General features: G+C 68.2%; 24 protein-coding genes and 1 pseudogene. 10 read left to right on the top strand and 15 right to left on the bottom strand.

Annotated features, from left to right (window positions below; translation table 11 throughout):
- Positions 1–111: 111 nt before the first annotated feature.
- The 4 genes from OG884_RS33755 (at position 112) to OG884_RS33740 (ending at position 3,198) form a co-directional block, all read left to right on the top strand.
- The gene (locus tag OG884_RS33755) at positions 112–264 is read left to right on the top strand and encodes a hypothetical protein (RefSeq protein WP_326639648.1); all 153 of its coding nucleotides are present in this window, start codon (positions 112–114) and stop codon (positions 262–264) included.
- A gap of 582 nt (positions 265–846) precedes the next feature.
- Positions 847–1,164 carry a DUF1963 domain-containing protein gene (locus OG884_RS33750; RefSeq protein ID WP_326639647.1) on the top strand — a complete coding sequence of 106 codons (318 nt, stop codon included), beginning with the start codon at positions 847–849 and terminating at the stop codon, positions 1,162–1,164.
- Entirely contained in the window at positions 1,165–2,586 is a 1,422-nt protein-coding gene (locus OG884_RS33745; RefSeq protein WP_326647086.1) for an MFS transporter, read from the top strand. It abuts the gene before it with no gap.
- Entirely contained in the window at positions 2,587–3,198 is a 612-nt protein-coding gene (locus tag OG884_RS33740) for a TetR/AcrR family transcriptional regulator (RefSeq protein WP_326639646.1), read from the top strand.
- Between the two features lie 60 nt (positions 3,199–3,258).
- On the opposite strand, the gene efeB is transcribed toward OG884_RS33740, so the two are convergent.
- From efeB to OG884_RS33710, 6 genes are all read right to left on the bottom strand, one after another.
- A complete protein-coding gene (gene efeB, locus OG884_RS33735; RefSeq protein ID WP_326639644.1) occupies positions 3,259–4,521 on the bottom strand; it encodes an iron uptake transporter deferrochelatase/peroxidase subunit in 1,263 nt (420 codons plus the stop codon).
- 28 nt (positions 4,522–4,549) lie between these two features.
- Positions 4,550–5,704, bottom strand: a complete 1,155-nt coding sequence (gene efeO, locus OG884_RS33730) for an iron uptake system protein EfeO (RefSeq protein WP_326639642.1) — start codon at positions 5,702–5,704, stop codon at positions 4,550–4,552.
- 21 nt (positions 5,705–5,725) lie between these two features.
- The gene (efeU, locus tag OG884_RS33725; protein ID WP_326639640.1) at positions 5,726–6,577 is read right to left on the bottom strand and encodes an iron uptake transporter permease EfeU; all 852 of its coding nucleotides are present in this window, start codon (positions 6,575–6,577) and stop codon (positions 5,726–5,728) included.
- A gap of 182 nt (positions 6,578–6,759) precedes the next feature.
- Entirely contained in the window at positions 6,760–7,413 is a 654-nt protein-coding gene (locus tag OG884_RS33720) for a TetR/AcrR family transcriptional regulator (protein ID WP_326639639.1), read from the bottom strand.
- On the bottom strand, positions 7,403–8,188 hold the full coding sequence (locus tag OG884_RS33715) for an SDR family NAD(P)-dependent oxidoreductase (RefSeq protein WP_326639638.1): 786 nt from the start codon (positions 8,186–8,188) through the stop codon (positions 7,403–7,405). The genes OG884_RS33720 and OG884_RS33715 overlap by 11 nt, the downstream gene beginning before the upstream one ends.
- A 156-nt stretch (positions 8,189–8,344) precedes the next feature.
- Positions 8,345–9,499, bottom strand: coding sequence for an alkaline phosphatase PhoX (locus tag OG884_RS33710; protein WP_326639637.1), 1,155 nt, complete (start codon positions 9,497–9,499; stop codon positions 8,345–8,347).
- Between the two features lie 382 nt (positions 9,500–9,881).
- Between OG884_RS33710 and OG884_RS33705 the strand changes: the two genes are divergently transcribed.
- A complete protein-coding gene (locus tag OG884_RS33705) occupies positions 9,882–10,148 on the top strand; it encodes an RNA polymerase sigma factor (RefSeq protein ID WP_326639636.1) in 267 nt (88 codons plus the stop codon).
- A 352-nt stretch (positions 10,149–10,500) separates the two neighbouring features.
- Here the strand turns inward: OG884_RS33705 and OG884_RS33700 are convergent, their stop codons facing one another.
- Positions 10,501–11,244 carry an SDR family NAD(P)-dependent oxidoreductase gene (locus OG884_RS33700; RefSeq protein ID WP_326639635.1) on the bottom strand — a complete coding sequence of 248 codons (744 nt, stop codon included), beginning with the start codon at positions 11,242–11,244 and terminating at the stop codon, positions 10,501–10,503.
- Positions 11,245–11,484: 240 nt separating this feature from the next.
- On the opposite strand from OG884_RS33700, the gene OG884_RS33695 reads away from it, so the two are divergent.
- Together OG884_RS33695 and OG884_RS33690 are read left to right on the top strand one after the other, a co-directional pair.
- Positions 11,485–12,312: an NAD-dependent epimerase/dehydratase family protein gene (locus tag OG884_RS33695; RefSeq protein ID WP_326639633.1), complete on the top strand. Its 828-nt coding sequence runs from the start codon at positions 11,485–11,487 to the stop codon at positions 12,310–12,312.
- Positions 12,309–13,232 carry an RNA polymerase sigma-70 factor gene (locus OG884_RS33690; RefSeq protein WP_326639632.1) on the top strand — a complete coding sequence of 308 codons (924 nt, stop codon included), beginning with the start codon at positions 12,309–12,311 and terminating at the stop codon, positions 13,230–13,232. Before OG884_RS33695 ends, OG884_RS33690 begins: the two co-directional genes overlap by 4 nt.
- 160 nt (positions 13,233–13,392) lie before the next feature.
- Here OG884_RS33690 and OG884_RS33685 read toward each other — a convergent pair whose 3' ends face one another.
- Together OG884_RS33685 and OG884_RS33680 are read right to left on the bottom strand one after the other, a co-directional pair.
- Positions 13,393–14,880 (bottom strand): RtcB family protein, encoded by a 1,488-nt coding sequence (locus OG884_RS33685; RefSeq protein WP_326639631.1) that lies wholly within the window; start codon positions 14,878–14,880, stop codon positions 13,393–13,395.
- A gap of 88 nt (positions 14,881–14,968) precedes the next feature.
- Positions 14,969–15,295 carry a hypothetical protein gene (locus OG884_RS33680; RefSeq protein WP_326639629.1) on the bottom strand — a complete coding sequence of 109 codons (327 nt, stop codon included), beginning with the start codon at positions 15,293–15,295 and terminating at the stop codon, positions 14,969–14,971.
- Positions 15,296–15,536: 241 nt separating this feature from the next.
- Here OG884_RS33680 and OG884_RS33675 point away from each other — a divergent pair, with 241 nt between their 5' ends.
- Complete coding sequence (locus OG884_RS33675) at positions 15,537–17,642, top strand: hypothetical protein (protein ID WP_326647085.1); 2,106 nt, start codon at positions 15,537–15,539, stop codon at positions 17,640–17,642.
- 178 nt (positions 17,643–17,820) lie between these two features.
- Here the strand turns inward: OG884_RS33675 and OG884_RS33670 are convergent, their stop codons facing one another.
- From OG884_RS33670 to OG884_RS33660, 3 genes are all read right to left on the bottom strand, one after another.
- Entirely contained in the window at positions 17,821–18,009 is a 189-nt protein-coding gene (locus tag OG884_RS33670) for a hypothetical protein (RefSeq protein WP_326639627.1), read from the bottom strand.
- A 92-nt stretch (positions 18,010–18,101) separates the two neighbouring features.
- Positions 18,102–18,263 (bottom strand): hypothetical protein, encoded by a 162-nt coding sequence (locus OG884_RS33665; RefSeq protein WP_326639625.1) that lies wholly within the window; start codon positions 18,261–18,263, stop codon positions 18,102–18,104.
- Positions 18,264–18,410: 147 nt separating this feature from the next.
- Positions 18,411–18,686 (bottom strand): hypothetical protein, encoded by a 276-nt coding sequence (locus OG884_RS33660; protein WP_326639623.1) that lies wholly within the window; start codon positions 18,684–18,686, stop codon positions 18,411–18,413.
- 103 nt (positions 18,687–18,789) lie between these two features.
- Between OG884_RS33660 and OG884_RS33655 the strand changes: the two are divergent.
- Positions 18,790–19,249: pseudogene (locus tag OG884_RS33655) on the top strand (transposase family protein); the annotation flags it as partial.
- 16 nt (positions 19,250–19,265) lie between these two features.
- On the opposite strand, the gene OG884_RS33650 reads toward OG884_RS33655, so the two are convergent.
- Complete coding sequence (locus OG884_RS33650; RefSeq protein WP_326647119.1) at positions 19,266–19,544, bottom strand: hypothetical protein; 279 nt, start codon at positions 19,542–19,544, stop codon at positions 19,266–19,268.
- On the opposite strand from OG884_RS33650, the gene OG884_RS37725 reads away from it, so the two are divergent.
- A complete protein-coding gene (locus tag OG884_RS37725; protein ID WP_442811586.1) occupies positions 19,508–19,789 on the top strand; it encodes a DUF2000 family protein in 282 nt (93 codons plus the stop codon). The genes OG884_RS33650 and OG884_RS37725 overlap by 37 nt on opposite strands.
- A 270-nt stretch (positions 19,790–20,059) precedes the next feature.
- Here the strand turns inward: OG884_RS37725 and OG884_RS33640 are convergent, their stop codons facing one another.
- Together OG884_RS33640 and OG884_RS33635 are read right to left on the bottom strand one after the other, a co-directional pair.
- A complete protein-coding gene (locus OG884_RS33640; RefSeq protein WP_326639621.1) occupies positions 20,060–20,365 on the bottom strand; it encodes a hypothetical protein in 306 nt (101 codons plus the stop codon).
- Positions 20,366–20,509: 144 nt separating this feature from the next.
- Positions 20,510–21,784: a lysine N(6)-hydroxylase/L-ornithine N(5)-oxygenase family protein gene (locus OG884_RS33635; RefSeq protein WP_326639620.1), complete on the bottom strand. Its 1,275-nt coding sequence runs from the start codon at positions 21,782–21,784 to the stop codon at positions 20,510–20,512.
- Positions 21,785–21,850: the final 66 nt, after the last annotated feature.

Below are 21,850 nucleotides of genomic sequence, written 5' to 3'. Positions count from 1 at the left end.
CGACGACGAGCTTACGAACATGCAGATCAGCCGCTATGTCACGGCTTCACCTCCAGTTCTACTGGGCGCACATGATCGGCTCAGTAGGAACTTCATCCCCGCGTGTCCCGCTTGAGCTTGGCACAGAGGGTACGGGGGAATGTCCGTTACGCCGGTAAGCGGGACAGCGACTTCTTCGCCTGGTTCGCCGACAACGTGGCGATGTGGCTACGGCTACGGCTACGGCTACGAGCGTTCACCGATTCCGATACCGAGGAATCATGAGCCATGACGCCGATCAGCACCTGATTAATTCGGGTAGGGCGGGTGAGGGCTTGGGACCGCTCATCAGCACCGGTCCGTGCACGACGGTGCGGTGGTGGCTGGTGTCAGGAGTGGACGTCGGGGATTCAGCGAGGGGTCGAAGCGGGGCATAGTGGGCGCTGAGTGGGGGCGCAGGGGTGGCGATCGGCGGTTTTCCTTGATCTGGGTGATACGGCACACCACCAGCGTGCCGTATCACCCAGATCAAGGAGGCTGTCGTTCCTGCCCCTCAGGTGAGTTGCTTTTCGTGGCGATAGGACCGATTTGTCCCCGCTCCCGATCGGAGATAACCCGTTACCGCACCGCCCTGTGGACCTCGGCAGCCGCCCACCCGGCAAGGGCCTCGCGCGGCCCGATACCGCTGAGCGGCCCCGAATCCCCCACTCGCCCTCGGCGTGCTTTTGACCTCCCGCCCCGCACGAGACCCGCACCAATGAGTGGCGCTAAGCGCTCTACTTGTCCGAGAAACTAGTTGGACGTCCGCCTCCACTACCACCTGCACCACCTTAACGAGTCCCTCTTTCCCACACGAGAATGATCGACATGCGGAACTGGTTGAGGGACTACGCGGAGCTCGTACGCGAGAAGCTCCCAGATCCCCTGCGCCGCGTGGGCGGCTACTCCGTCGCCTTCCAGAACCCGGTCGAAGCGGAGGCGGCCCACAACGCGGGCGCCGGCTGGTACGGCGACCCCACGTTCCACGCCGAGGCGAGCCAATGGGTCACCCTCCTGCAACTCGGCGAGGACACCGACGCCGACATGATCTGGGGCGACGTCGCCTTCGTGATCTGGGCCATCCGCACGGACGCACTGGCATCCCGCGACTTTACGAAGACCTACTTCTACGTACAGGGTCACTGACTGTTCGCCGCGGGCATCGCGGTCTTCCTGGTGGCAAGCCTGCTGGCGGCGATCGCGGGGAGCGGCGCGATACTGATCGGGGCCAGAGGGATCCAGGGAGTGGGCGCCGCGATGGCCATCCCCATGACGCTCGCGATCATCAACTCCACCTACTTCGGCAGGCAACGGGTGATCGGATTCGCGATCTGGGGCTCGATCGTCGGCGGCATGACCGCCATCGGGCCGCTGCTCGGTGGCTGGCTGGTCACCGACTACGGCTGGCGCGCGGCGTTCTGGATCAACCTGCCCATCGGCGCGCTGGTCCTGCTCGGCGCACTGCGCATCCCCGCCTCCCGCAAGGATCGGGCCACCGGTCACGACCCTCTGGGCATCGTGCTGATCGTGCTGGGCATGTTCTCCATCGTCTTCGGCCTCATCGAGGGTCAGAAGTACGGCTGGCTCACTCCCCTGCGGACCGCCGAACTCTTCGGACTGCGGTTCGAGGGGGTCTCCCCGGTGCCCTTCGCGTTCGGCATCGGCATCCTGGCCGTGGCCGCCTTCATTCTGCTGGAGCGGCGACGCGAGCGGGCCGGGCGCCCCGTGCTGATCGACCTGACGCTGTTCACGCTGCCCGGCTTCCGCTACGGCGCGATAGCCGCGATGATCGTGACACTGGGCGAGTTCGGCGTGATCCTGGTGCTGCCGCTGTTCCTGCAGTCGGCGCTCGGCCACAGCGCGTTCACGGCCGGCCTCATCATCGCCACCCTCGTCATCGGCGCCTTCCTGGCCGGCGGCGTGGTCCCCAGTCTGACCAAGAAGTCGAGCTCACGGACGGTCGTGCAGATCGGCCTCGCCCTGGAGGTCGTGGGCGCCATCGGCATCGGCCTCTCCCGCGAGGCCGGCATGAGCCTGTGGCGGCTCGTGCCCTGGATGCTCGTCTACGGCATAGGCATCGGCTTCGCCACGGCCCAGCTCACGAGTGTGCTGATGGCCGACGTGCCCGCCCGGCAGTCGGGTCAGGCCTCCGGGTTGCAGAGCGCGATCCGCCAGTTCGGTGCGGGGCTGGGAGTCGCCGTCCTGGGCGGGGTGCTGGTCACCGGACTCGGCTCGTCGGTCGAGAAGAACATGGCGGCCTACCCGGAGCAGGTCCGCACGAGCGTGGCGAACGCCGTGCAGGAGAGCGGTGGTGCGGCCATCCCGGGGCTGAGCGATCCAGCCGTCCACGCGGCGGCGGTCGCGGGCGCTGCGGAGGCGACCCGCAGGGTGCCGGTCATCACCGGGCTGCTCCTGCTGGCCGGGCTCGGCCTCACGTTCCTGCTCCCGCGCACTGCCGCTCCCACCCTGGACCGCGAGGACGGGGACGGGGACGGGGACGGGGACAATGACGGGGACGGAGCAGGGACGCCCGAGCCGGATACTGGAGGGCGCCACCAGGAGGTGTAGATGCCAAGGATCAGCGCGGCGACCGTCGCCGACCATCGGGCCAACCAGCATGCCGCCCTGCTGGAGGCGGCGCGCGAGATCTTGGCCGCGCAGGGTGTGCACGCGCTCACCCCGGCGGCGGTGGGCGCCAGGATCGGCCTGGCCCGATCGAGCGTCTACCGCTACTTCTCCTCCACCGCCGACATCCTCGCCCAGCTCACCGAGGAGGCCTTCCCACGCTGGGCCGGCCGCCTGCGCGCCACCGTGGCGGAGCCCACGTCCGACGGGCCCGCCATGTCGCTCGACGAGCGGGTCCGGGCGTACGGCAGGATCGCGCTGGAGTTCGTCGGCAGCCCCGACTACGCGCTGGTCCCGGCGACGCAGACGCTCGGACTGCCGCCCGAGTGCCAGGCCCGGCTGAACGAGCTGCACGAGTCGCTCATCGAGCCGCTCGGCGACGTGCTCCGCGAAGCGGGATGTGACCATCCCGCGCTGCGGGCCGAACTCGCGTGGGGCGTGCTCCGTGCGGGCACCCGGCGCCTCGTGTCGGAGTCCTCCGGCGGCCCCGGCGCGGAAGACACGACCGAGATCATCGAGATCACCCTCGACATGTTCTGCCGGACTCTGCGCTGACCTACCACCGGTCAAAATGACGGCACTTTCCGAGTCCCCGCCCCACCCCGGCCTCGGCGCTCAGGAGAACAGGGCTCGGCCCCAGTAGTCGCCCGCGTCGCGTACGCCGGGCGGGCAGGCGAACAGGGCGCTGGAGACGTGCTTGATGTACTCGTTGAGGGAGTCCTTGCCCGCCAGGGAGCGCTGCACGGTGACGAACTGGCGGTGGGGGTCTCGCTGGTAGGCCATGAAGAACAGCCCGGCGTCCAGCCGGCCCAGGCCGTCGGAGCCGTCCACGTAGTTGTAGCCGCGGCGCAGCAGGTGCGCGCCGCCGTTGTGGGACGGGTGGGCGAGCCGTACGTGCGCGTCGTCGAAGATCAGGGCCTGCCCGTCGGGGCCCTTGACCTCGAAGTCGATCGCCTCGAACTCGCCCTTCTTGCCCAGTGGCGCCCCCTCCCCCTTGTCCCGGCCGAAGATCTGCTCCTGCTCGGCCAGCGGCGCCCGGTCCCAGGTCTCGACCAGCATCCGGATCTTGCGGGTGACCAGGTAACTGCCGCCGGTCATCCAGTCGGGGCCGTCACCGGACCCCGCCCAGAGCTGCTCCTTCAGCAGCGCCACGTCCTCCAGCTTGAGGTTGGCCGTGCCGTCCTTGAACCCCATCAGGTTGCGCGGCGTCGCCTGCGCGCGCGAGGTCGACGAGGTGCGGCCGAAGCCGAGCTGGGACCAGCGCACCGAGACCCGGCCGAAGCCGATGCGCGCCAGGTTACGGATGGCGTGCACCGCCACCTGCGGGTCGTGCGCGCACGCCTGCACGCACAGGTCACCGCCGGAGATCTCCGGCAGCAGCGCGTCGCCGGGCAGGTGCGGCAGGTCGGCCAGCCCGGCCGGTCTGCGCGAGGCCAGCCCGAACCGGTCGTCGAACAGTGAGCCGCCGAAGCCGACGGTCAGCGTCAGCCCCGAGGCGGGCAGGCCGAGGGCCTCGCCGGTGTCGTCCGGCGGCGCCTCCGGCTGGCCGCCGACCGCGCCGAACGTGCCTGCCTCCTGGCCCTGCGTCATCCTGGCCGCGGCGGCGGTCCACTCCTGGAGCAGCTCGGCCAACTCCGCCTTCTTCTCGGTGATGACGTCAAAGGAGACGAAGTGCAGCCGGTCCTGCGCCGGGGTGACGATGCCCGCCTGATGCTCGCCGTAGAAGGGGATCGCGTCGGAGACGGAGGCGACCGTGGTGGGCGTCGGCTCGTCGCCGACCCCTCGCACCGCGATCACGCCCGCTCCGGCGACCGCCACGCCGGCCGCGCCGGCCGCGCCCATGCCGAACAGCTTCCTGCGGCTGATCCGCTCGCTCATCGCACCCCTCCCCTACCTGGGACGATCGTTACTTTGCCACCACCGCGGCGATCTTACTGATCGGCTCGGCGAGCGCGTTGATCGCATCTGACAGCTTCTTGAGGTCGTCCTTGGACAGCTCGGTGTGCAGCTTCCAGCCGTCGCCCTTCTGGTGCGCGCCGAGCGCGGCCTCGGCCCCGGCGAACTTCTCGTCCAGCGTCTTCACCAGTTCGGGGGCGCGCTCCTCAAGGACGGGCCGGAGCGACTGAACCGCGGCCTTGGACCCCTGCAGGTTGGCGTCGAAGTCCCACAGGTCGGTGTGCGAGTAGCGGTCCTCCTCACCGGTGATCTTCCCGGAGGCCACCTCGTCGAGCAGGCCCTTGGCACCGTTGGCCAGCAGCACCGGCGACAGCTCTGCGGAGTTGGACTGCTCCACGATGGTCTTGATGTCGGCCATCAGCTTGTCGGCGATCGGGCTGTCCTCGCTGACGTCCTTCTTGACCCAGAGGTCCTTCTCGATCCGGTGGAAACCGGTCCACTCCTCGCCCTCGGCCACGTCGTTCTCCCGGGCGTCGATGGCCGGGTCGAGGTCGCCGAAGATCTCCGCGACCGGCTCGATCCGCTCCCAGTAGGTGCGGGAGACCGGGAAGAGCGCCTTGGCCTTCTCGATGTCCTCGGCCTTGACCGCGTCGACGAACTCCTGCGCCTTGATCAGCAGCGTGTCGCTCTGCGACTTGATGTAGCGCTTGTAGCCGGCGGTCGCCTTGGCGAGCTGGGCGTCGTCGCTGAGCGGCTTGTGCTCGCCGGTGACCTTGAGCGGACCGCGGACGCCCTTGCCGACCATGCCGGGCTTGCAGGCGGTCTCGTAGGTGCCGGCCGGCAGTTCGACGATCACCTCGCGGGTCAGGCCCGGCACGATGTTCTCCACCTCGCCCATGACCCGGTCGCCGGGTGCGTAGACGTAGAACTCGGTCACCTTGGTTCCGCCGTTGGTGATCGCGAACGTCGAGGTGCCCGCGGCCACCTCGGTGACGGCGACCTTGCACTCGGTGTCGGTGGCGGCAACCGCGACGGGGCCGCCCTTGGCCGGGGCGGCGGAGGCTCCCGCACCCGCGGTCGCCGTGGTCGCGGTGGGCTCCGAGGAGCAGGCCACGAGGCCGGTGAAGGCGATTGCACCCGCGGCGATGGCAAGGGAAGTACGCATGATCGTCCTGTTCAGGCGGTTTCAGCCCGCGGGCTGCGGGTCGGTCGAAGAAGTGGCGGGTGAGGGGGTCGGGCGACTACGCCACGGCCGCAGGAAGAGAATAAGCGTGGGCACCGCGTATACGGCCCACGCCACCATCTCCAGCGCACTCGGCTGCGGGGTGATGTTGAACATTCCGGACAGCAGGGTGCCGTACCAGGAGTCGGCGGGTAGCACGCCGCTGATGTCGAAGGCGTAGGTGGACAGGCCCGGCAGGATGGCGGCCTCCTGCAGGTCGTGCACGCCGTACTTGAAGATTCCGGCGGCGACCAGGATCAGCAGGAGGCCGGTCCAGGTGAAGAACCTGGTCAGGTTGATCCGCATCGCGCTGCGGTAGATCGCCCAGCCCAGCAGGACCGCGGTGATCAGGCCCAGGCTGATTCCGATCAGCGGGACGGCGGTGGTGGTGGCGCCCTGCACCGAGGCGAAGAACAGCAGCGCGGTCTCCAGGCCCTCGCGCGCCACGGCGAGGAAGGCCATCACGACCACCGCGATCGCACCGACCTCCAGGGCCTCGCTCAGCTTGGCGCGCAGGTCGCCGGAGATCGTACGGGCGGCCCGCCGCATCCAGAAGATCATCCAGGTGACGAACACGGTGGCCAGCAGCGAGGTGACCGCCTCGAACAACTCCTGCTGCCGGTATTCCAGATGGGCGACGGTGAAGGTGAGCAGCGCGCCGAACGCGATCGACAGCACGAGAGCGGCACCGACCCCGGCCCAGACGAGGGGAAGCCGATCACGCCGATCGCTCTTGACGAGGAGGGCGACGAGCACGGAGACGACGAGCGCGGCCTCCAAGCCTTCGCGTAATCCGATGAGATAGCTGGCGAACACCGTCACTCCGTGAGTTGGAAAGCCTTACCTAAATTAGGGCAGGGCAACCTTACTCCCTATAAGGAGGTAATTCCCACAGAGGTACGAAAGATATGAACAGGGCGGCGATAATGCCGTATGCGTATGATCAAGCGATTCACGCCATCTTGGGGCGTTCCACGCTTGGCACCTCGTACCCTCTCCTACCTCGTCACCGACGCCTCGGCGGCCCGCAGGGATCGCCAGATCCTCTCGGGAAGCAGTCGGGACGCCTCGTCCAGGTCGATGCCGGGGGCCCCGGCCAGCCAGCGGCGGGCCGTCTCCGCGACCGGGCCGATGACCAGCATCTCGATCAGCTCGTCGGGCAGCTCCACGACCAGCCCCGCCTCGACGTACGGTCGCAGCCAGCCCAGGATCCCGGCCGGCCTGGGCTCTTTCTCCGCCGCGATCAGATCCGCGTGCGCGGCCAGGAAGTCGGCGTAGGCGGAGGCGTGGACGAAGCGCGCGGCGGCCCTGTGCTCGCGGGCGAAGCCGAGATATCCGGTGACCACGGCCCGGACACCGGCGGCGGCCCGCGCCTCCGTGACGTCGCGGGGACCTCCCTCCTCCCCCTGCGGCACCGCGTCGAGTGCGGCGATGACGGCGTCGAGCAGGTCGGACAGGCAGCGCGCGTAGAGGGCGGCCGCCAGCCCGTCGAAGCTGCCGAAGTGGTGGTAGAGGCTTCCGACGCTGACGCCGCTCGTAGCGGTCACCGCCGTCATGGTGAAGCCGTCGGCGCCCTTCTCCGCGTAGAGGTCCAGTGCCACCGCCAGCAGCCGCTCCCGGGTCTCCTCGCCACGCCGCTGTCTAGGCGACACCGGTCAGCTCCGCGGCCTGCGCCCACAGTTTCCCCGCCGGCTCGGGGTCGGCGGCCACGGAGGCGAGCGGCAGTTCACGGCCGACGTCGAAGTACCGTCCGGTACCGGTCTGGTCGAGCGCCAGCCGTACGACCGGAGCCGCGCCGTCGGCCGGCGCCTTCCACAGCAGCTTCGCGGTCTTCAGCAGCACCCCCACCGGGCCGCCCCGGTCGCCGAGCCCGGTCCTGATCACTCCGGGGTGGACGGCGTCGATCGTGATGCCCCGCGGCTTCCAGCGCGCGGCCCACAGCGGCATCAGCGCCAGGTTGCAGAGCTTGGTGTCGGCGTAGGTGCGCAGGGGAGAGAAGTCCGCGCCGGCCGGGGTGCGCACGAGGTCGGCACGCCCCTTGACGTACAGACCCGCGGTGACCTGGACGACCCTGGTCAGGCGATCCTCCAGCAGGTGATTGAGCAGGAAGGGCGCCAGGTGGTTGACGGCGAAGGACTCCTCGAAACCGTCCTCGGTGAGCCGCCGCGCCGATGGCCAGATCCCGGCGTTGTGGACCAGCACGTCGAGTCGCGGGCAGGTCCCGGCCAGCGCCTCGGCGACGGCCCGGATCCCCTTCAGGGTCGAAAGATCTCCGGTGACCAGTTCGGCGCCGAGCCGGGCGGCCTCACCCGCCGCGGCGGGATTCCTGGCCACGATCATCACTCGGTGATCGCGGCGGGCGAACTCCTCGGCCGTGGCCAGGCCGATCCCGCGGTTGCCCCCGGTGATGACGACAGTGGGTCTCATGTCGAAATCGTAGCCGATTCTAGAGAGACTCTCTAGAATCCGGAAGCCGTTGAGCAGCACCCCGGGCAAGAACCCGTCCCGGAGAAGGGACGGGTTCGATCAGAGGTATCCCCGGTCGGCGGACCATGCGATCGGCGCCGCACGGCCCGGCCGTCCTCAGGTACGGAACGGGCCGGTCACGCAGTAGGTGATGCCCCCGGATGAGGAACCTGACGTGCCGCGCTGGGAGGAGAAGTACAGGCGGTCGCCTGCGGGGGTGAAGGCCGGACCGGTGATCTCCGAGGACCCCTGGCCGTTGATGCGCAGGAACGGGGAGATGGTGTCGTTGGGGGTGATCAGGCAGATCTCCATGTTGCCACCGTCCTCGGCGACGTAGAGGTCGCCGAAGGTCGAGCCGGTGACGTTGTCCACGCCGGTCAGCGGCGCGGTGCCGGGGCTGACGAGGCTGTCGTCGTAGGCGAGCTCGTAGGTGCCGGCGGCGACGTTGACCTGCCAGACCCTGTTGTCGCCCTTGGTGGTGAACCACACGGTGTCGCTCGCGTAGTGACATCCCTCGCCGCCGTTGAAGGCCTTCGATCCGGAGACCTGGCTGCGGGTCGCGGTCGGGGAGCCATCGGGATCGGGAACGTTCGCCCAGGTGAAGGAGCCCGAGGTGGCCGAGCCCGCGCGCAGCACCTGCAGCGTTCCCGATGACAGGTCACCCCAGGTGGTGGGGATGAACCGGTAGAACCGCCCGTTGCTCTCGTCCTCGGTGAGGTAGATGACCTTGCGGACCGGGTCGGCGGCGGCCGCCTCGTGTTTGAAGCGACCCATGGCCGGGCGCTGTGTCGCCGCGCCGCCGAAGGGCCGGGTTTCGTAGACGTAGCCGCGGTTGACCTCCTCGCACGACAGCCAGGTGTTCCACGGTGTCGCGCCGCCCGCGCAGTTCTGCCGGGTGCCCGACAGGATCGAGGTGGCCGAGACGGCGTTGCCCGCGGAGTCGAAGCGGATCGCCGAGGCGCCGCCGCCGGGGTTGATCTCCGAGTTGGACACGTAGATCCAGCCGCCGCCGTCGGCGAAGCAGGCGCCGCCGTCGGGGGCGCTGTGCCAGGTGTAGGAGGTGCCGGGGACCACCTGGCCGGATTGGGCGATCACTTGGCTGGTGAATCCGGCGGGGAGTTGGATGCCGTTGGCGTCGGCGGCCAGCAGGGGGCCATAGGGACCTGCGGCGTTCTGGGCCGGAGCCGCGAGGGCGTCCTGCCAGAGGCTTCCGGTGAGGGCCAGGGTGCTCGTGCCGAGCACCGAAGCACGAAGGAATGTGCGGCGTTCCATCGACGAACCTCCAAAGCGAGGATCAGCAGAACCACTTCCCTGAGCAATCCCAACGGTAGGAGCGCCGGTGAACACCCGCTAGTTAATGCGGTTAACGGCATATGGACTGCATGTGCTGATTGGGCGGGAAATCGAGGGGCGGCGTCCCCCGCTCACCCTGCGACGCCCGGCCGGTCACCGAGGGTCACGCGGGGCGTCGCGCACGCCCTGACCACCTCGCGGCCCCCGGCCACCTCGGCGACACGGCCCGGGACGCCGCTCAAACCATCCGCTCAAACCATCCGCTCAAACCATCCGCTCAAAGCGCCCCCTCAAAGCGCCCCTTCAAACCGCTCGGGAAATTTTCCGGTCCGGGGTGAAACAATCCGCCGGATCCGGACACGTGCGGAGTGAAAGAGTCCCCGACAAGAAGGAGCAGCGTGGGCCCCCTGACCCCAGGCAGTGCTTCGAAGAGATCTACACCGCGCACTACCCCGACATCCTCGCCTACCTTCGGCGGCGTACCGAATCCTCCGACGACGCCGCGGACGCCCTCGCCGAGACCTTCACCATCGCCTGGCGCCGCGTGGAGGACATCCCCGGCGGCCATGCGGCCCGCCTGTGGCTGTACGGCGTGGCCCGTCGTGTCCTGGCCAACGGCCGTCGGTGAGGATGGCACGGCCCTCCTCATGCCCGGACACCACCACGCCTCGCCGCCGCTGACCAGGCGGACCTTGCTGATCGGCGCCTGCTCGCGCAGTCGCTCGTAGGCGGCAGGCGGAGCGAACGGGCAGCCACGCTCGACCGGCAGCTCCAGGCCGGCGAGTTCGCCGGCAACGCTCTTCGGCATGAATGACCTCCCAGTAATAGATCTGGCTGAGTTGTTCCGGCCGTTCAAGGTCGGCGTTCATCCGCGCGCCGCGCCGACCGCCGCCTACGTGGGGACAAAGATGGCTTCGAAACGTGTCACCTCGGCCCTTTGCGGGGTCGCCGGCAAGGTGCCGAGGGTGGTTGCGCGTCGGTCACCAGGCGATGGGGCCAAGGCGATCGATGAAGATCCCGGTCGGTCCGTCGGCGTCGATCGTCGCGAGTTTGACGATCGGGTCGGTGCCCTCGGTGACGGTCAGCTGGCCGGTGTGACGGTTCATGTCGGTGGCGGCGAACTTGCGATTGGCGACTTCTCCGGGAGTGATCATGTTGAATTTGATGTTCGGGAGCGCGTTGGCGTACCGGACGGTGATCATGTTCAGCGCCGTTTTCGACGAGCTGTAGGCGAGCTCGTGCATTTTCGAGGCGGGCTGGTCCGGATCGGTCACGACCGCGAAGGAGCCGACAGCGCTGGAGACCATCACCACCCGCGGATTGTCCGCCGCTTGCAGCAGGGGAAGGAACGCGTGCGTGACCCGGACCGGTCCGTACACATTGGTGTCGTAGACGGAATGGATCTCCTCCGCCGTCGCGTCCGCGGGCGCGACGGCCCGCCCTGACGCGCCGGCGTTGTTGATCAGCACATCGAGCTGGTCGGTGTGCTTGCGGACGAGCCGTACCGCGTCGGTCACCGACTCGTCCGAGGTCACGTCCAGCGGGACCATGACCACGTTCGCGCCGCCGTCGGTCAGCTTGTCGGCAGCCGCCTGTCCTCGCCCTTCGTCGCGCGAGCCGAGGAAGATCGTCCAGCCGAGTTCGCCGAGCCGCCGGGCCGTTTCAAGGCCGAGTCCTTTGTTGCCTCCGGTGATCAGTACCGAGGTCTGTTCCGAGTTCGTCATGCCCTCTAAGACGAGATACCCCGACCGGCTGTGACACGGCATGAGCGGCCTCACAGTCGAGACCTTCTGGGCTGGTACGACGAATGTCACTGGCGGGACCGCTGTCTCGTCTAGGAGGTGCAGGCAATTCTCGATCAAGGAGTAGCTGATGAACCTCGCGTTGTGGATCGCTGCCGGGCTGCTGGCCGCGGGGTTCTGGGGCAGCGGCTGGTGTCGCAGCTCGTGGCGCGAGGTCACCAGGTGACGGCCACGACCACGAGTGAGGCAAAGTTGGGGTTGCTGGCGGAGCTGGGCGCGGAGGGGGTGGTGATGGACAGCCTGGATGCGATGTCGGTCGGTGAGGTGGTGGCTGTGGCTCGGCCGGAGGCGATCGTGCATCAGATGACCGCGATTTCGATGGCGCACGCGGGTAAGCCCGATGTGAAGCGCCTCGACCGGTGGTTCGCCCAGACCAACCGGCTTCGCACGGAGGGGACGGACCACCTGCTGGCCGCTGCTGAGGCCACCGGGGTCTCCCACGTCGTCGCGCAGAGCAACGCCTCGTGGAACGGTATTCGGCCGGACGGATGGGTGACGGCCGAGGAAGGTATGGTGGCGCGCGCTGGGGCGGCGGCGATCAGCCATGTCGAGGGGGTGGTCGTCGCGGCCGGCGGTGCGGCCCTACGCTATGGCGGGCTGTACGGACCTGGCGCCACCGACGACCAGGTCGAGCTCATCCGCAGGCGGCAGTTCCCGCTGGTAGTGGGCGGTACCGGCTACTCTTCCTGGGTGCATCTGGACGACGCGGCGAGCGCCACAGTCCTGGCGGTGGAGCAGAAGGCCAAAGGGGTGTTCAACATCGTGGACGACGAACCGGCCACCGCCAGCGAATGGCTGCCGTATCTGGCGGAGTGCGCCGGAGCCAAGCGGCCGAAGCGGGTGCCCACATGGCTGGCCCGGCTGCTGGCCGGACAGGTGACGATGACGACCGAGGGGCGCGGCTTGTCCAACGCCAGGGCCAAGCGGGAGCTCGGCTGGCAGCTGCGCTACCCCTCGTGGAGGCAGGGCTTCAAGGAGGTGCACCAGTGAGCGGTGCTGAGGAGTTTCAGGAGCTTCGGCCGCTGTTGTTCTCGATCGCCTACCGGATTCTGGGCAGCGTGAGCGAGGCCGAAGACGTGGTCCAGGAGACCTGGCTGCGCTTCGAGGCCGCCCCGGCCCAGCCCCGGTCGGCCAAGGCGTTCCTGTCGGCGACGGTGACCCGGATCTCGATCGACGTGCTGCGCTCGGCCCGCGTCCGGCGAGAGCAGTACATCGGGCCGTGGCTCCCCGAGCCGCTGCTCGCCGACCCTTACCAGGACCCGGAGCGGTCAGCGGAGCTGGCTGACTCGTTGTCGATGGCGGCCCTGGTGTTGCTGGAACGGCTGTCCCCGCTCGAGAGGGCGGTCTTCGTCCTGCGCGAGGTGTTCGACTTCGACTTTCCCGAGGTCGCCTTGGCCGTGGCGCGCTCGGAGACGGCGTGCCGCCAACTGGCGGTGCGAGCGCGACGCCATATGGCCGCAGGCCGGCCCCGCTTCGAGGCGGACCGAAAAGAGCGGCAAGAACTGGCGTCGCGGTTCTTCGACGCCCTGCGTGAAGGCGACGTCGCCGCCCTGCAGAACCTGCTGGCTGCCGACGTATCGATGGTCGGCGACGGCGGCGGCAAGGCCCCGCAGCTGACCAACGCGGTGATCGGAGCGCAGAACGTGGCCCGGCTGCTCGCCTCCGTCTTCCCCCAGATGGCCCTGATCGGTGTGACAGGCGAGCCGCACGAGATCAACGGCCAACCGGGCGCGATCTTCCGCGACCGGGACGGCAAGGTGCTCCACACCCTGGCGCTCGATGTACTCGACGGGCAGATCCAGACGATCCGCGCGGTGATCAACCCTGACAAGCTCGGGCACGTGGGCTCAGTGGCAGACGCCTGGGCAATCGACCGCGAAGTGCGACAAGCACGCCGACCCACGCAATAACCGCAAGAGCCGACTGCGCCTCGGACTCCGGCTCCAAGGGCGTTCTCAAGTGGGCCTGAGTTGGAGGTGGGCCCTCCACGAGTACGGCTGAGCTGGATGGATACGCGGGGGCACATCGGCCACCGTAATGCCCGGCTGCTGTTCCCTCGCCCGCCCGAAGTCAGACGCTGCCCTCCGCTGGCGGCCGCCGCACGACGCCAGCCACATCACCTTCCTCGACGTTGCCGGGCGCCGATCCTGGCCGCATCCGAGGTCGACGGGTTGAGCACGTCGTAGAAATGCCAGCCTGCGACCAGCATGGCCTGCTCGATGTAGCCCGCCAGCCGTAAAGGTAGGAAGGCGCGCTGTCAAGTGACGGCATGCTCGTCTTCCACTCCACGGGCAGCCCGCTGATCACTTTCATGCCGTCGTAGGCCCGTGGCGGGTTGCCGACGCCCTCGAAGAGATGCAACAGGGCGAGATCCCTGTCGCCGCAGAAGATCGCACGGGACCTGTTGCGGGAGGTCACCGATCCATCGCCGAAAACGAAGCCCCTTGCGGCTCCATCGTTGCCCACGACCATCCCATCTGGCCTCTTGGCGAAGGTCCAAGCGAGACGGTTCCCCTGCTGCAGCTCGGCCGTGGTCACCTCGACAGGCCGCTTCTCCCAGTAGCGTGTGCCACCGCTGGAGTGCGTGCGTAGGAGCCAGCGGTGGCCAGGCGTCGCGTAGACGATCTTCTCGACACCGTTTCGGGACAGCCGCACACGCATGAGCTTCTGACGGCCGAACGACTGGACCGGGGCCTTGACCCATTCACCGTCCGTGGTGAGCAGCTCATGGACGCCCCCGGACAGCTCGGCGATGGGCCGTACACCTGAACTCGTCATCACTGGGGTCTCACCAGCGAAGCAATTGATCGTTCGAGTCCGATCGCCCTTGCCGACGACGCCGAACAGGGCTGCGCTGAGGACCCTGTCCATGCGGGCACGGGAGCCCATGGCGTACCGCTGCGACCACAGCATGTCGCGGATGTAGGCAGTGAACTGCGGGGTGCCCTGCACCAGGTAGGCAAGGTCCGGGTCATCCAGGGTGATGAAGTACTGCGCCATCAGCTTCTTCGCCTCGGCGATGTGCTTGGTGGCGAGCTGGTTGCCAATGCCGCGGGATCCGGAGTGCAGGACAGTCCACACGTGGTCACGCTCGTCGAGGCAGACCTCGACGAAGTGGTTGCCGGAGCCGAGGGTGCCGAACTGGGCGGCGACGGTCTCCTCCTGCTTCGCCGTGAGCTCAGTGTGCGGCTTGTTCAGCGCGGACAGTGCCTCATCGACGGCGGGGTCATCGTGTCCCTTGCCTACGCCGGCGGGGATCTGCTGCTCGACCAACGGCATGAGCTCGGACAGGTCGTCGGGCAGGTCGGAAGCGGTGAGGTTGGTTTCGGTTGCGATCATGCCGCAGCCGATGTCCACACCAACCGCGGACGGGATGATCGCGCCTCGGGTGGGGATGACGGAGCCGACCGTGGCACCCATGCCGACGTGGGCGTCGGGCATGAGGGCAACGTGTCCCTCGATGAACGGGAGGCGTGCGGTACGGGCGGCCTGCTTGATCGTCTCAGGCTCGATGTCACTCGCCCACGAGATGAGCCGGTTTGCTACCTGCTTCGGCATAGGGGTCTACGATCTGGAAAGGGTCGATACCGCGCCGTGCTGGCAGCGTAGGACGCTTCACGGCGCGGGTCGTACTGGTTTTCGCCGCTCAGGCGCGGCGAGCTTCGATGTCGTCGAAGGAGCCCGGTGCGGCGAGGCTGCGCCGGCGAACACCAGCTCGGCGGATCATGTCTCCGGTCGCGGCGACAAGGTCCCGGTACTCCTGCGCCGTGTACACGACACCGCACTGACGGCATTTCGCGCCGTCGAAGATGCCACGGCAGGAGTCGCAGTAGGCGCGCGGGGTGAAGGCGCCGCGGCGGACCGTCTTGCCGGCCACGACCTCGAGGCGGGCGTCGGAGCATCGTCCGGCGCGGGCGCACTCCCGCAGGCCGTCGTCGAGGTCGTCAGGTGCGGAGTGAATCCAGTAAGGCATCGTGGTCTCCCCGAGGTCGTACGCTTGCGGGAGACACGCGGGGGGTTGCGGGTCTGATGTGGCGAAAGTCTCGGGCGGTCTCCGTGGGTGCGGAGGCCGCCTTTCGCGTTTCAGCGTTCAGACACCAGAGATCATTCCAGGGATGCGTTATTAAATTGCCCCCTTTAAGCGAGATCGCGCAGGCCCAGAAAACCCACAGAACGCAGACATGTCCCGGCTATAAGGTGCATCCGTGGACACTATGGAAAGCCTCGTCATCGCCCGGCGGCTGCGCGTCCCCATCGGCGACACTCCCGCCGGCTCCCACCCGAGCTGGGGAGAGGTGGCCGCCCGCCAACTCGACGCCGCACTGCTGAGCGTCGGCTTCAAGTGCTCGGCGGCCCTGCTCGACCGCCTGGCGAGGCTGCGCGGCGAAACCGTGGTCGATCTCGGCGTGCGGGTCCTGGCCGCCGTCCGCCACCTGGTCGGCGACCACGTGCAGCACAACGCCTACTTCCTCAACTTCCCCAAGAACGTCCCCGACACCATCGAGTTCTGGGCCGGGCTCCTGCGGGAGGCGCTGCTCGACCCGGTCGCCGCCACGCGCGTCCAGCCGGCGACGCTCAACCTGCTCGTGCTGCCCGGCTACGGCCGTTACCAGCACACCTACGCCGACCTGCTGGCCGCGCACGCCGAGCTGATCCCGCTGGCCGGCGACCGGGTGACCATGCTGGAGCTGGGCGGAAGCCTGGAGTCGGAGGCGCGCGAGCTGTACTTCTCGCTGGCGGGCTCGGAAGTGCCGCTGTCCGCCGAAGACCTGGCGGCGCTCCGCATACTGGCCGCGTTCTGCGCCGACGAGCCCGAACGCATCCCGGTGCGCGAGAACCGCGCCGTCATCAACGAGGTGCGCCTGGCCGCCGGTCGCCCGCTGCTCGTGGACACGGTGACCGACGTGCTGCGTCTCGCCTGCGGCTGCTCCGGCGGAGACGTCACGCTGGCCACCCCCACCAGGTTCCGCTCGTTTCCTCGGGCTGAGCGCCGGACTCTCCTGCAGGCCCTGGACACGGTCGCCTCCCCGGCCAAGCTCGGCGACGTGCCGCGGTACCGGGAGCAGTGGAAGCGGCTCGGTGAACGGCTCCACCCCGGCGAGTATCCGAGCTTCCCGCGCGCCGCACACGTCTTCGAGGTCGCCAGAGGGGTACGCCAGGCGCGTGGTCTCGACAGCCGGGTGGAGGCGGCCCTGTCGGAGGGCCGCACCGACGACGCGGTCGACCTGCTGGAGAAGGCGCCCGGCGCGCTGCTGCGCCGTCTCGATCACCTGCTGCGGACCGGCATGTCGGCCTCGGCCGTGCTGGACGCCGCAGAGAAGGCCGCGGTGGGCGCCTCCTGCCGGGTCCTGCTGTCGTTGCGTGAGCACCTGCAGAACCGGCTCGTCCCCGTCGCAGGGCGTGTCTTCGCCAACCGGCACGGCAGAGCATGGACGGCAGCCGATGCACGCTCCCCGATCGAGGAGGATGTCGTGTCGCGGGCAGTGTCCATCTTGGACGAGGAGATCACCCGGAGGCTTCCCGACCCCGGCGAGCTGATCGTCGATCCCGACGCGCTCGACATCGCCCTGCCGCTGTCGGGCAAGGCCGTCGCGCCCGGACTTGGAATGCTGCCGCGCGGCTCGCTGTCGGCGGTGGACGGGGAGCTGCTGCGGTTCTTCGTCTACTGGCGGCAGGCCGAGCGGCGCACCGACTACGACCTGTCGGCCCTGATGCTGGACGCCTCCTACGGCAATCCCGAGCACATCTCGTGGACGAGCTACAGCAACGGCTTCGCTGAATACTCCGGTGACCTCACCGACGCCGCCGACGGCGCGACCGAGTTCGTCAACATCCGCCTCGCCCAGGCGACCAAGTCAATCATCATCCCTCAGGTCAACATCTACAGCGGCGAGGCGTTCGACGAAGCGGCTGAGGCGTTCTTCGGATACATGAGCAGGGACGCCGAGCAGGAGGGCATGCCGTTCGAGCCTCGCACCGTGCGGATGAAGTCCGACCTGCGCGGGTCAGGGCGGGTCGCCCTGCCGCTCGTCTTCCTGCGCGGCGACGACGGCGCCTGGCGGGTGAAGTGGCTGCACCTCTACCTGAAGGGGCACCCTGGCTTCAACCAGGTGGAAGGCAACCGCGTCACGGCCTCTCTCCTGGTGCGTTCGATCGTTGAACGTGACCACCTGCGCGTCCGGTACCTGGCCGACCTGCTGCGGCGGAAGGGCTCGCAGGGTGAGCACGCCACCTACATCGGCTTGCAGGCGCCGGCTGATCTACCGGAGGGTGCACGGGTGTACACGCCTGGGACGCTGCACGAGCTGATTCCCGCCTGATAGTGTGGAGATCGCGAGGCCATGGGAGGGCTTCCTTCTCACCTTCTTAAAAAAGTTCTAGCCTTCCCGCTTTCCTCGTTTTTCGGTCGTGAGGCCATTCGAGAGCTTCCTTCTATCCTGGTTCGATTCCAGGTAGACCCCAGTGGGTCTACTGGCATATCTAGCTCTCGGGCCTTCCTCACGACCGGTCGGATACACACTGCTTGCATGGCTTTTTGCCTGCTGCGCGGGCGTCCGCCTCGCTCATTTCCAGAATGTCGTGGAGCGTATATCCGGCCTGTTCGCTGCCGCGGCGACCTGCCTGGAACCCTGGACATTCGGTCAGGTGGTAGTAGTCGCTGGCTTTGGTTGTGATGAACAACGTCATTCCCGGATCCTAGAAAAGTTTGTCCGCTGCGGCGCGGGCTGTGGCGAGTCTCGCCTCCACCTCATGGCCGAGCCAGGACAGCATGTCGTCGGTCAACGGTCCTCCTGGGGGTCGGGCTTCCACCCTGCCGCCTCGCACGAATCGAGGATCGCGAGCGCCTTCTCGTATCGGTGGGCGAGGCTCTCGGCCTTCTTCGGCTCCAGCGCGGCGAGGCGCTCGGGATCGGAGTTGTGGCCGATGTCTGCCCGCTTCACGAGCCTGCCCGGTGTGGGCACGTTTGGCGAGCTTGTAGGCGTCGTCAAGAGTGAAAGGTCATTGGGTCTCCTCGGGGTTCTTCGGGATGCTTTTGATTTCCAGCGGGACGGCAGTGAAGGTGAAGCCGAACCGGGTCCATGTCAACGTCATAGCGTTAGTCCTCCGGGAGTGTCGATTGATCGCCTCCACGCGAGGTACTCGATTTCGCGTTCCTTGAGCTGGGCGAGGTCTTCATCGCTGATCAGCCCTGCTGGTATCGGCTCGTTGACGACGTTCCACCGGGTGTGGGCGTAAGCGGAACCGATGCGGGTGTGGAATGCACCTCCTTCGATCTCGTGCGTGATGATCGCCATGTGATCAAGGCCGATCAGGAGCGTGCCATCTGATTGCCGGCCGATGACGTGAGGTTCGAGCGTGGACATGCAGTGTCTCCGATCTTGTACGGGCTCACCGGGTGGGGGGAGTGTTTTTCGGCTCTGTCTCGTATCGGTGGTAGCTGTGCGTCACCTCGTGTCAGGGTGAGGGGTGCTGGAGGCTGACGTTCTTGCGAGCGTGGTGTTTGCCGGGCTGTCCGCGCTGATCATTGAGGGTGTGGCGGATGAGGGTGATCTCATCCGCGTGGTGGCACGGACGCGGGATGATCCGGTGCCGTGTCCAGGGTGTGCGACGCTGACGAAGCGGGTGCACGGCTGGTGTCGGCGGACGGTCACTGATGTGCCGATGGATGGTCGGCGGGTGGTCGTGGTGGTCAGGATACGGCGGATGGCCTGTCCGGTTTGGAGTTGCCCGCGGCGGACGTTCCGGGAGCAGGTTCCTGGGCTTCTGGAGCGTTGTCAACGGCGGACGAGGCGGCTCACCGATCAGCTGGGCGCGTTGGCCAGGGAGCCGGCGGGCCGGGCGGGCGCTCGTCTGTCTCGTGCTCTAGCTGTTGCTGGTATCGCATGCGACCGCGCTGCGAACGCCGGCACCAAGTCCACGACCTCCTGGACAAGGGCGTCGGCCTACTCGAATGCGCCCGTCGCCTCAACCTGGGCCTCAATCAGGAAGTCGGCGCTGTGGTCGGTCCGGTAGTCGTCCTCGAGCAGTTCCGCCACGCGCCCGGCGACGCCCGCCGTACCCCGGCTCCCCGCCCGGAACCGCGGGCCCCTCGCGACGGGACCACTGAGGGCCGCGCGGCGGACCAGGGCGGGGATGACCGCGTCCAGCAGCTCGTCGGCGATCAGGGCGGGGGCTCCGCCGAGGAGTGCGGCGTGCAGGCGGCCCAGCCCTCCGGCGAGCACCGGGTCGTGGACGACCGGCGCGGCGAACAGCGGCAGCCCGGCCGCGCGGCCCGCGAACCCGGCCAGCGCACGGGCTGGAGGTGGCCCTGTACACGGAGGAGCTGTTCAAGACCGACAACGACGAGGACAACCGGGCCGCGGTGCGCGCCGTGCCCTCCGATGAGCTTCGCCTGGTCGGGCTCGCGGTGCACGGGCCGCGCAACGGGGTCGACAAGGTGCTCAAGGGGCTCGCCCTCCACCCCTGAACCGGACGTCCCATCGCCCGAGCGGGGACGGAGCCGCTCGGCGGCGCGCCCTGGTGCTGTTTCTGCAACGTGCCTTAGCGTGGCCGGTTGGCGACGGTCTCGGCGCGGATGACGTCGACACGGCGGTGCGAGGTGCTGCGCTTCCCGTGGCCGCCCGAGCATCTGCCCGGACGGCCACCCGGCGCACCGCAGGAACCCTCGCGGTGCGCTTTCCCCAGCGTGGACGGCACGACCGCGCGTACCCGGTCCACGACCTCACGGCTCCGCCGGTCAGGGCCTGGTGATCTGGGCGGGAGGTGTCCCCTCGGGCTTGGGAACACGAACGGTCTCGGAAGGCTTCTCTCCCTTGTTACGCGCGGCCAGGGTTGGATAGCAGTCGTAGTAGCAGTAGTAACGGTCGCAGTACCGCAGGAAGCAGATCCAGCCGTCCGCGGCCGTGTGCGAGCAGGCAACCGCCGGTGCGGCCTGGGACGACTCGGCGTGGGCACCGGTCACGGGAAGTACGCCGAGCAGGCCGACGCCGGCCAGAACCGCCCCTGCCAGGCCGATGCGGGCACTGCGGATGAAGGTGTTCATGATCCTCCTCGGTTACCTACGGAATACAACGACACCAAAGGTAATCAAGTGAACACGTAGAGTCACGTAACCGATCGCTCCGTGTCGAGACGTCACGGGGCCGCGAGTGAGGACGGTCCGCGCCCGAGCGGGCCGAGGGTCCGGTTACGGCTCGGCCCCCTGGGGGACCCCCGCCGAGCGCCGGGCGATGGAGCGCACGATCTCTCCGGTGCGGACGGCGGTCATGGACAGCAGCGAGGAGGCGATCCCGTGGGTGTCCTCGGTGGCCCCCTGCAGGTAGACGCCCCACCTCTGCCCGGGATCGGTGACGACCCGATAGTCGCGCTCCACCAGCAGCTCGCCCATCTCACCCGTACGGCAGTGCTCGCGTGCCTCGCCGAGCAGGTCGCGCGGGTCGCGCTCGCGGTAGCCGGTCGCGCAGACGACCGCGTCGGCCTCGATCGTGCTCACCTCGCCCGTGGGCAGGAAGCACATCCGGACGCGGGCGCTGTCACCGTCGTCGTCCATGTCGAGCAGGCGGGAGACGTTCAGCATGCGCAGCCGCTCGACGCCCGCGACCTTCTCCGCGTAGGAACGCCGGTAGAGCTCGTCGATGAGGTCGAGGTCCACCACCGAGTAGTTGGTGTTTCTGGAGTAGGCGAGCAGCATGCGCTTCACCTCCCCGGGGGCGGCGAAGAAGTGGTCGACTGCCTGCGGGTCGAAGATACGGTTGGCGAACGGGCTGTCGTCGGCCGGTGAGTAGCCGTACCTGGTGAAGACGGCGCAGACCTCCGCGGACGGGTAGGTGCGGTGCAGGTGCTCGACCGCCTCGGCCGCGCTCTGCCCGGCGCCGACCACGACGAACCGTCCGGGGTCGCGCTCGCCGAGGGATTCGAGCCGGGCCAGCAGCTCCTCGGTGTGCCAGATCCGATCGCCCTGCCGCACGCCGTCGGGCAGCACGGGTTCGAGCCCGACCGCGATCACGAGGTTGCGCGTCAGGCAGGTGTGCAGCTCGTCACCGCGTTCCACGACGACTTCGAGGGTGTCGTCGTCGTACGGACGTACCGCGACGACCTCGGAGTCGTAGCGCACCAGGCCGGCGAAGGAGGAGGCGACCCATTCCAGGTAGTCGTGGAACTCCAGCCGGGTGGGGAACATGGTCTTGTGGTTGATGAAGTCGACCAGCCTCCCCCTGTCCTGGAGGTAGGACAGGAAGGAGTAGGAGCTTGCGGGATTGCGCAGAGTGACCAGGTCCTTGAGGAAGTGCACCTGCATCGTGGCGCCCTCGATGAGCATGTTGCGGTGCCAGCCGAAGGCGGGTTGCCTTTCGAAGAAGACCGCGTTCACACCGGAGCCGTACTCCTCTTCCAGGGCCACCGCGAGCGCGAGGTTGGAAGGACCAAAACCGATGCCCACGACGTCATAGACCGGGCTCGACATGTTCGCCTCTCACATGTTGAGGGGATGGTCCCCCCGCGACGGAGGCGGCGGGGGGAAGGGTGCGGG

Source organism: Streptosporangium sp. NBC_01755, from assembly GCF_035917995.1.
In the GTDB taxonomy this organism is placed as follows: domain Bacteria; phylum Actinomycetota; class Actinomycetes; order Streptosporangiales; family Streptosporangiaceae; genus Streptosporangium.
This window is presented reverse-complemented; position numbering and strand designations above follow the sequence as displayed.

Coding starts and splice junctions, on each gene's coding strand:
- OG884_RS33660 (WP_326639623.1), bottom strand. CDS start 18,686: ATGTCCACGCTCGAACCTCACGTCATCGGCCGGCAATCAGATGGCACG.
- OG884_RS33675 (WP_326647085.1), top strand. CDS start 15,537: ATGGAAAGCCTCGTCATCGCCCGGCGGCTGCGCGTCCCCATCGGCGAC.
- OG884_RS33640 (WP_326639621.1), bottom strand. CDS start 20,365: ATGAACACCTTCATCCGCAGTGCCCGCATCGGCCTGGCAGGGGCGGTT.
- OG884_RS33750 (WP_326639647.1), top strand. CDS start 847: ATGCGGAACTGGTTGAGGGACTACGCGGAGCTCGTACGCGAGAAGCTC.
- OG884_RS33715 (WP_326639638.1), bottom strand. CDS start 8,188: ATGAGACCCACTGTCGTCATCACCGGGGGCAACCGCGGGATCGGCCTG.
- OG884_RS33710 (WP_326639637.1), bottom strand. CDS start 9,499: ATGGAACGCCGCACATTCCTTCGTGCTTCGGTGCTCGGCACGAGCACC.
- OG884_RS33685 (WP_326639631.1), bottom strand. CDS start 14,880: ATGCCGAAGCAGGTAGCAAACCGGCTCATCTCGTGGGCGAGTGACATC.
- OG884_RS33680 (WP_326639629.1), bottom strand. CDS start 15,295: ATGCCTTACTGGATTCACTCCGCACCTGACGACCTCGACGACGGCCTG.
- OG884_RS33740 (WP_326639646.1), top strand. CDS start 2,587: ATGCCAAGGATCAGCGCGGCGACCGTCGCCGACCATCGGGCCAACCAG.
- efeO (WP_326639642.1), bottom strand. CDS start 5,704: ATGCGTACTTCCCTTGCCATCGCCGCGGGTGCAATCGCCTTCACCGGC.
- efeB (WP_326639644.1), bottom strand. CDS start 4,521: ATGAGCGAGCGGATCAGCCGCAGGAAGCTGTTCGGCATGGGCGCGGCC.
- OG884_RS33700 (WP_326639635.1), bottom strand. CDS start 11,244: ATGACGAACTCGGAACAGACCTCGGTACTGATCACCGGAGGCAACAAA.
- OG884_RS33670 (WP_326639627.1), bottom strand. CDS start 18,009: ATGACGTTGTTCATCACAACCAAAGCCAGCGACTACTACCACCTGACC.
- OG884_RS33635 (WP_326639620.1), bottom strand. CDS start 21,784: ATGTCGAGCCCGGTCTATGACGTCGTGGGCATCGGTTTTGGTCCTTCC.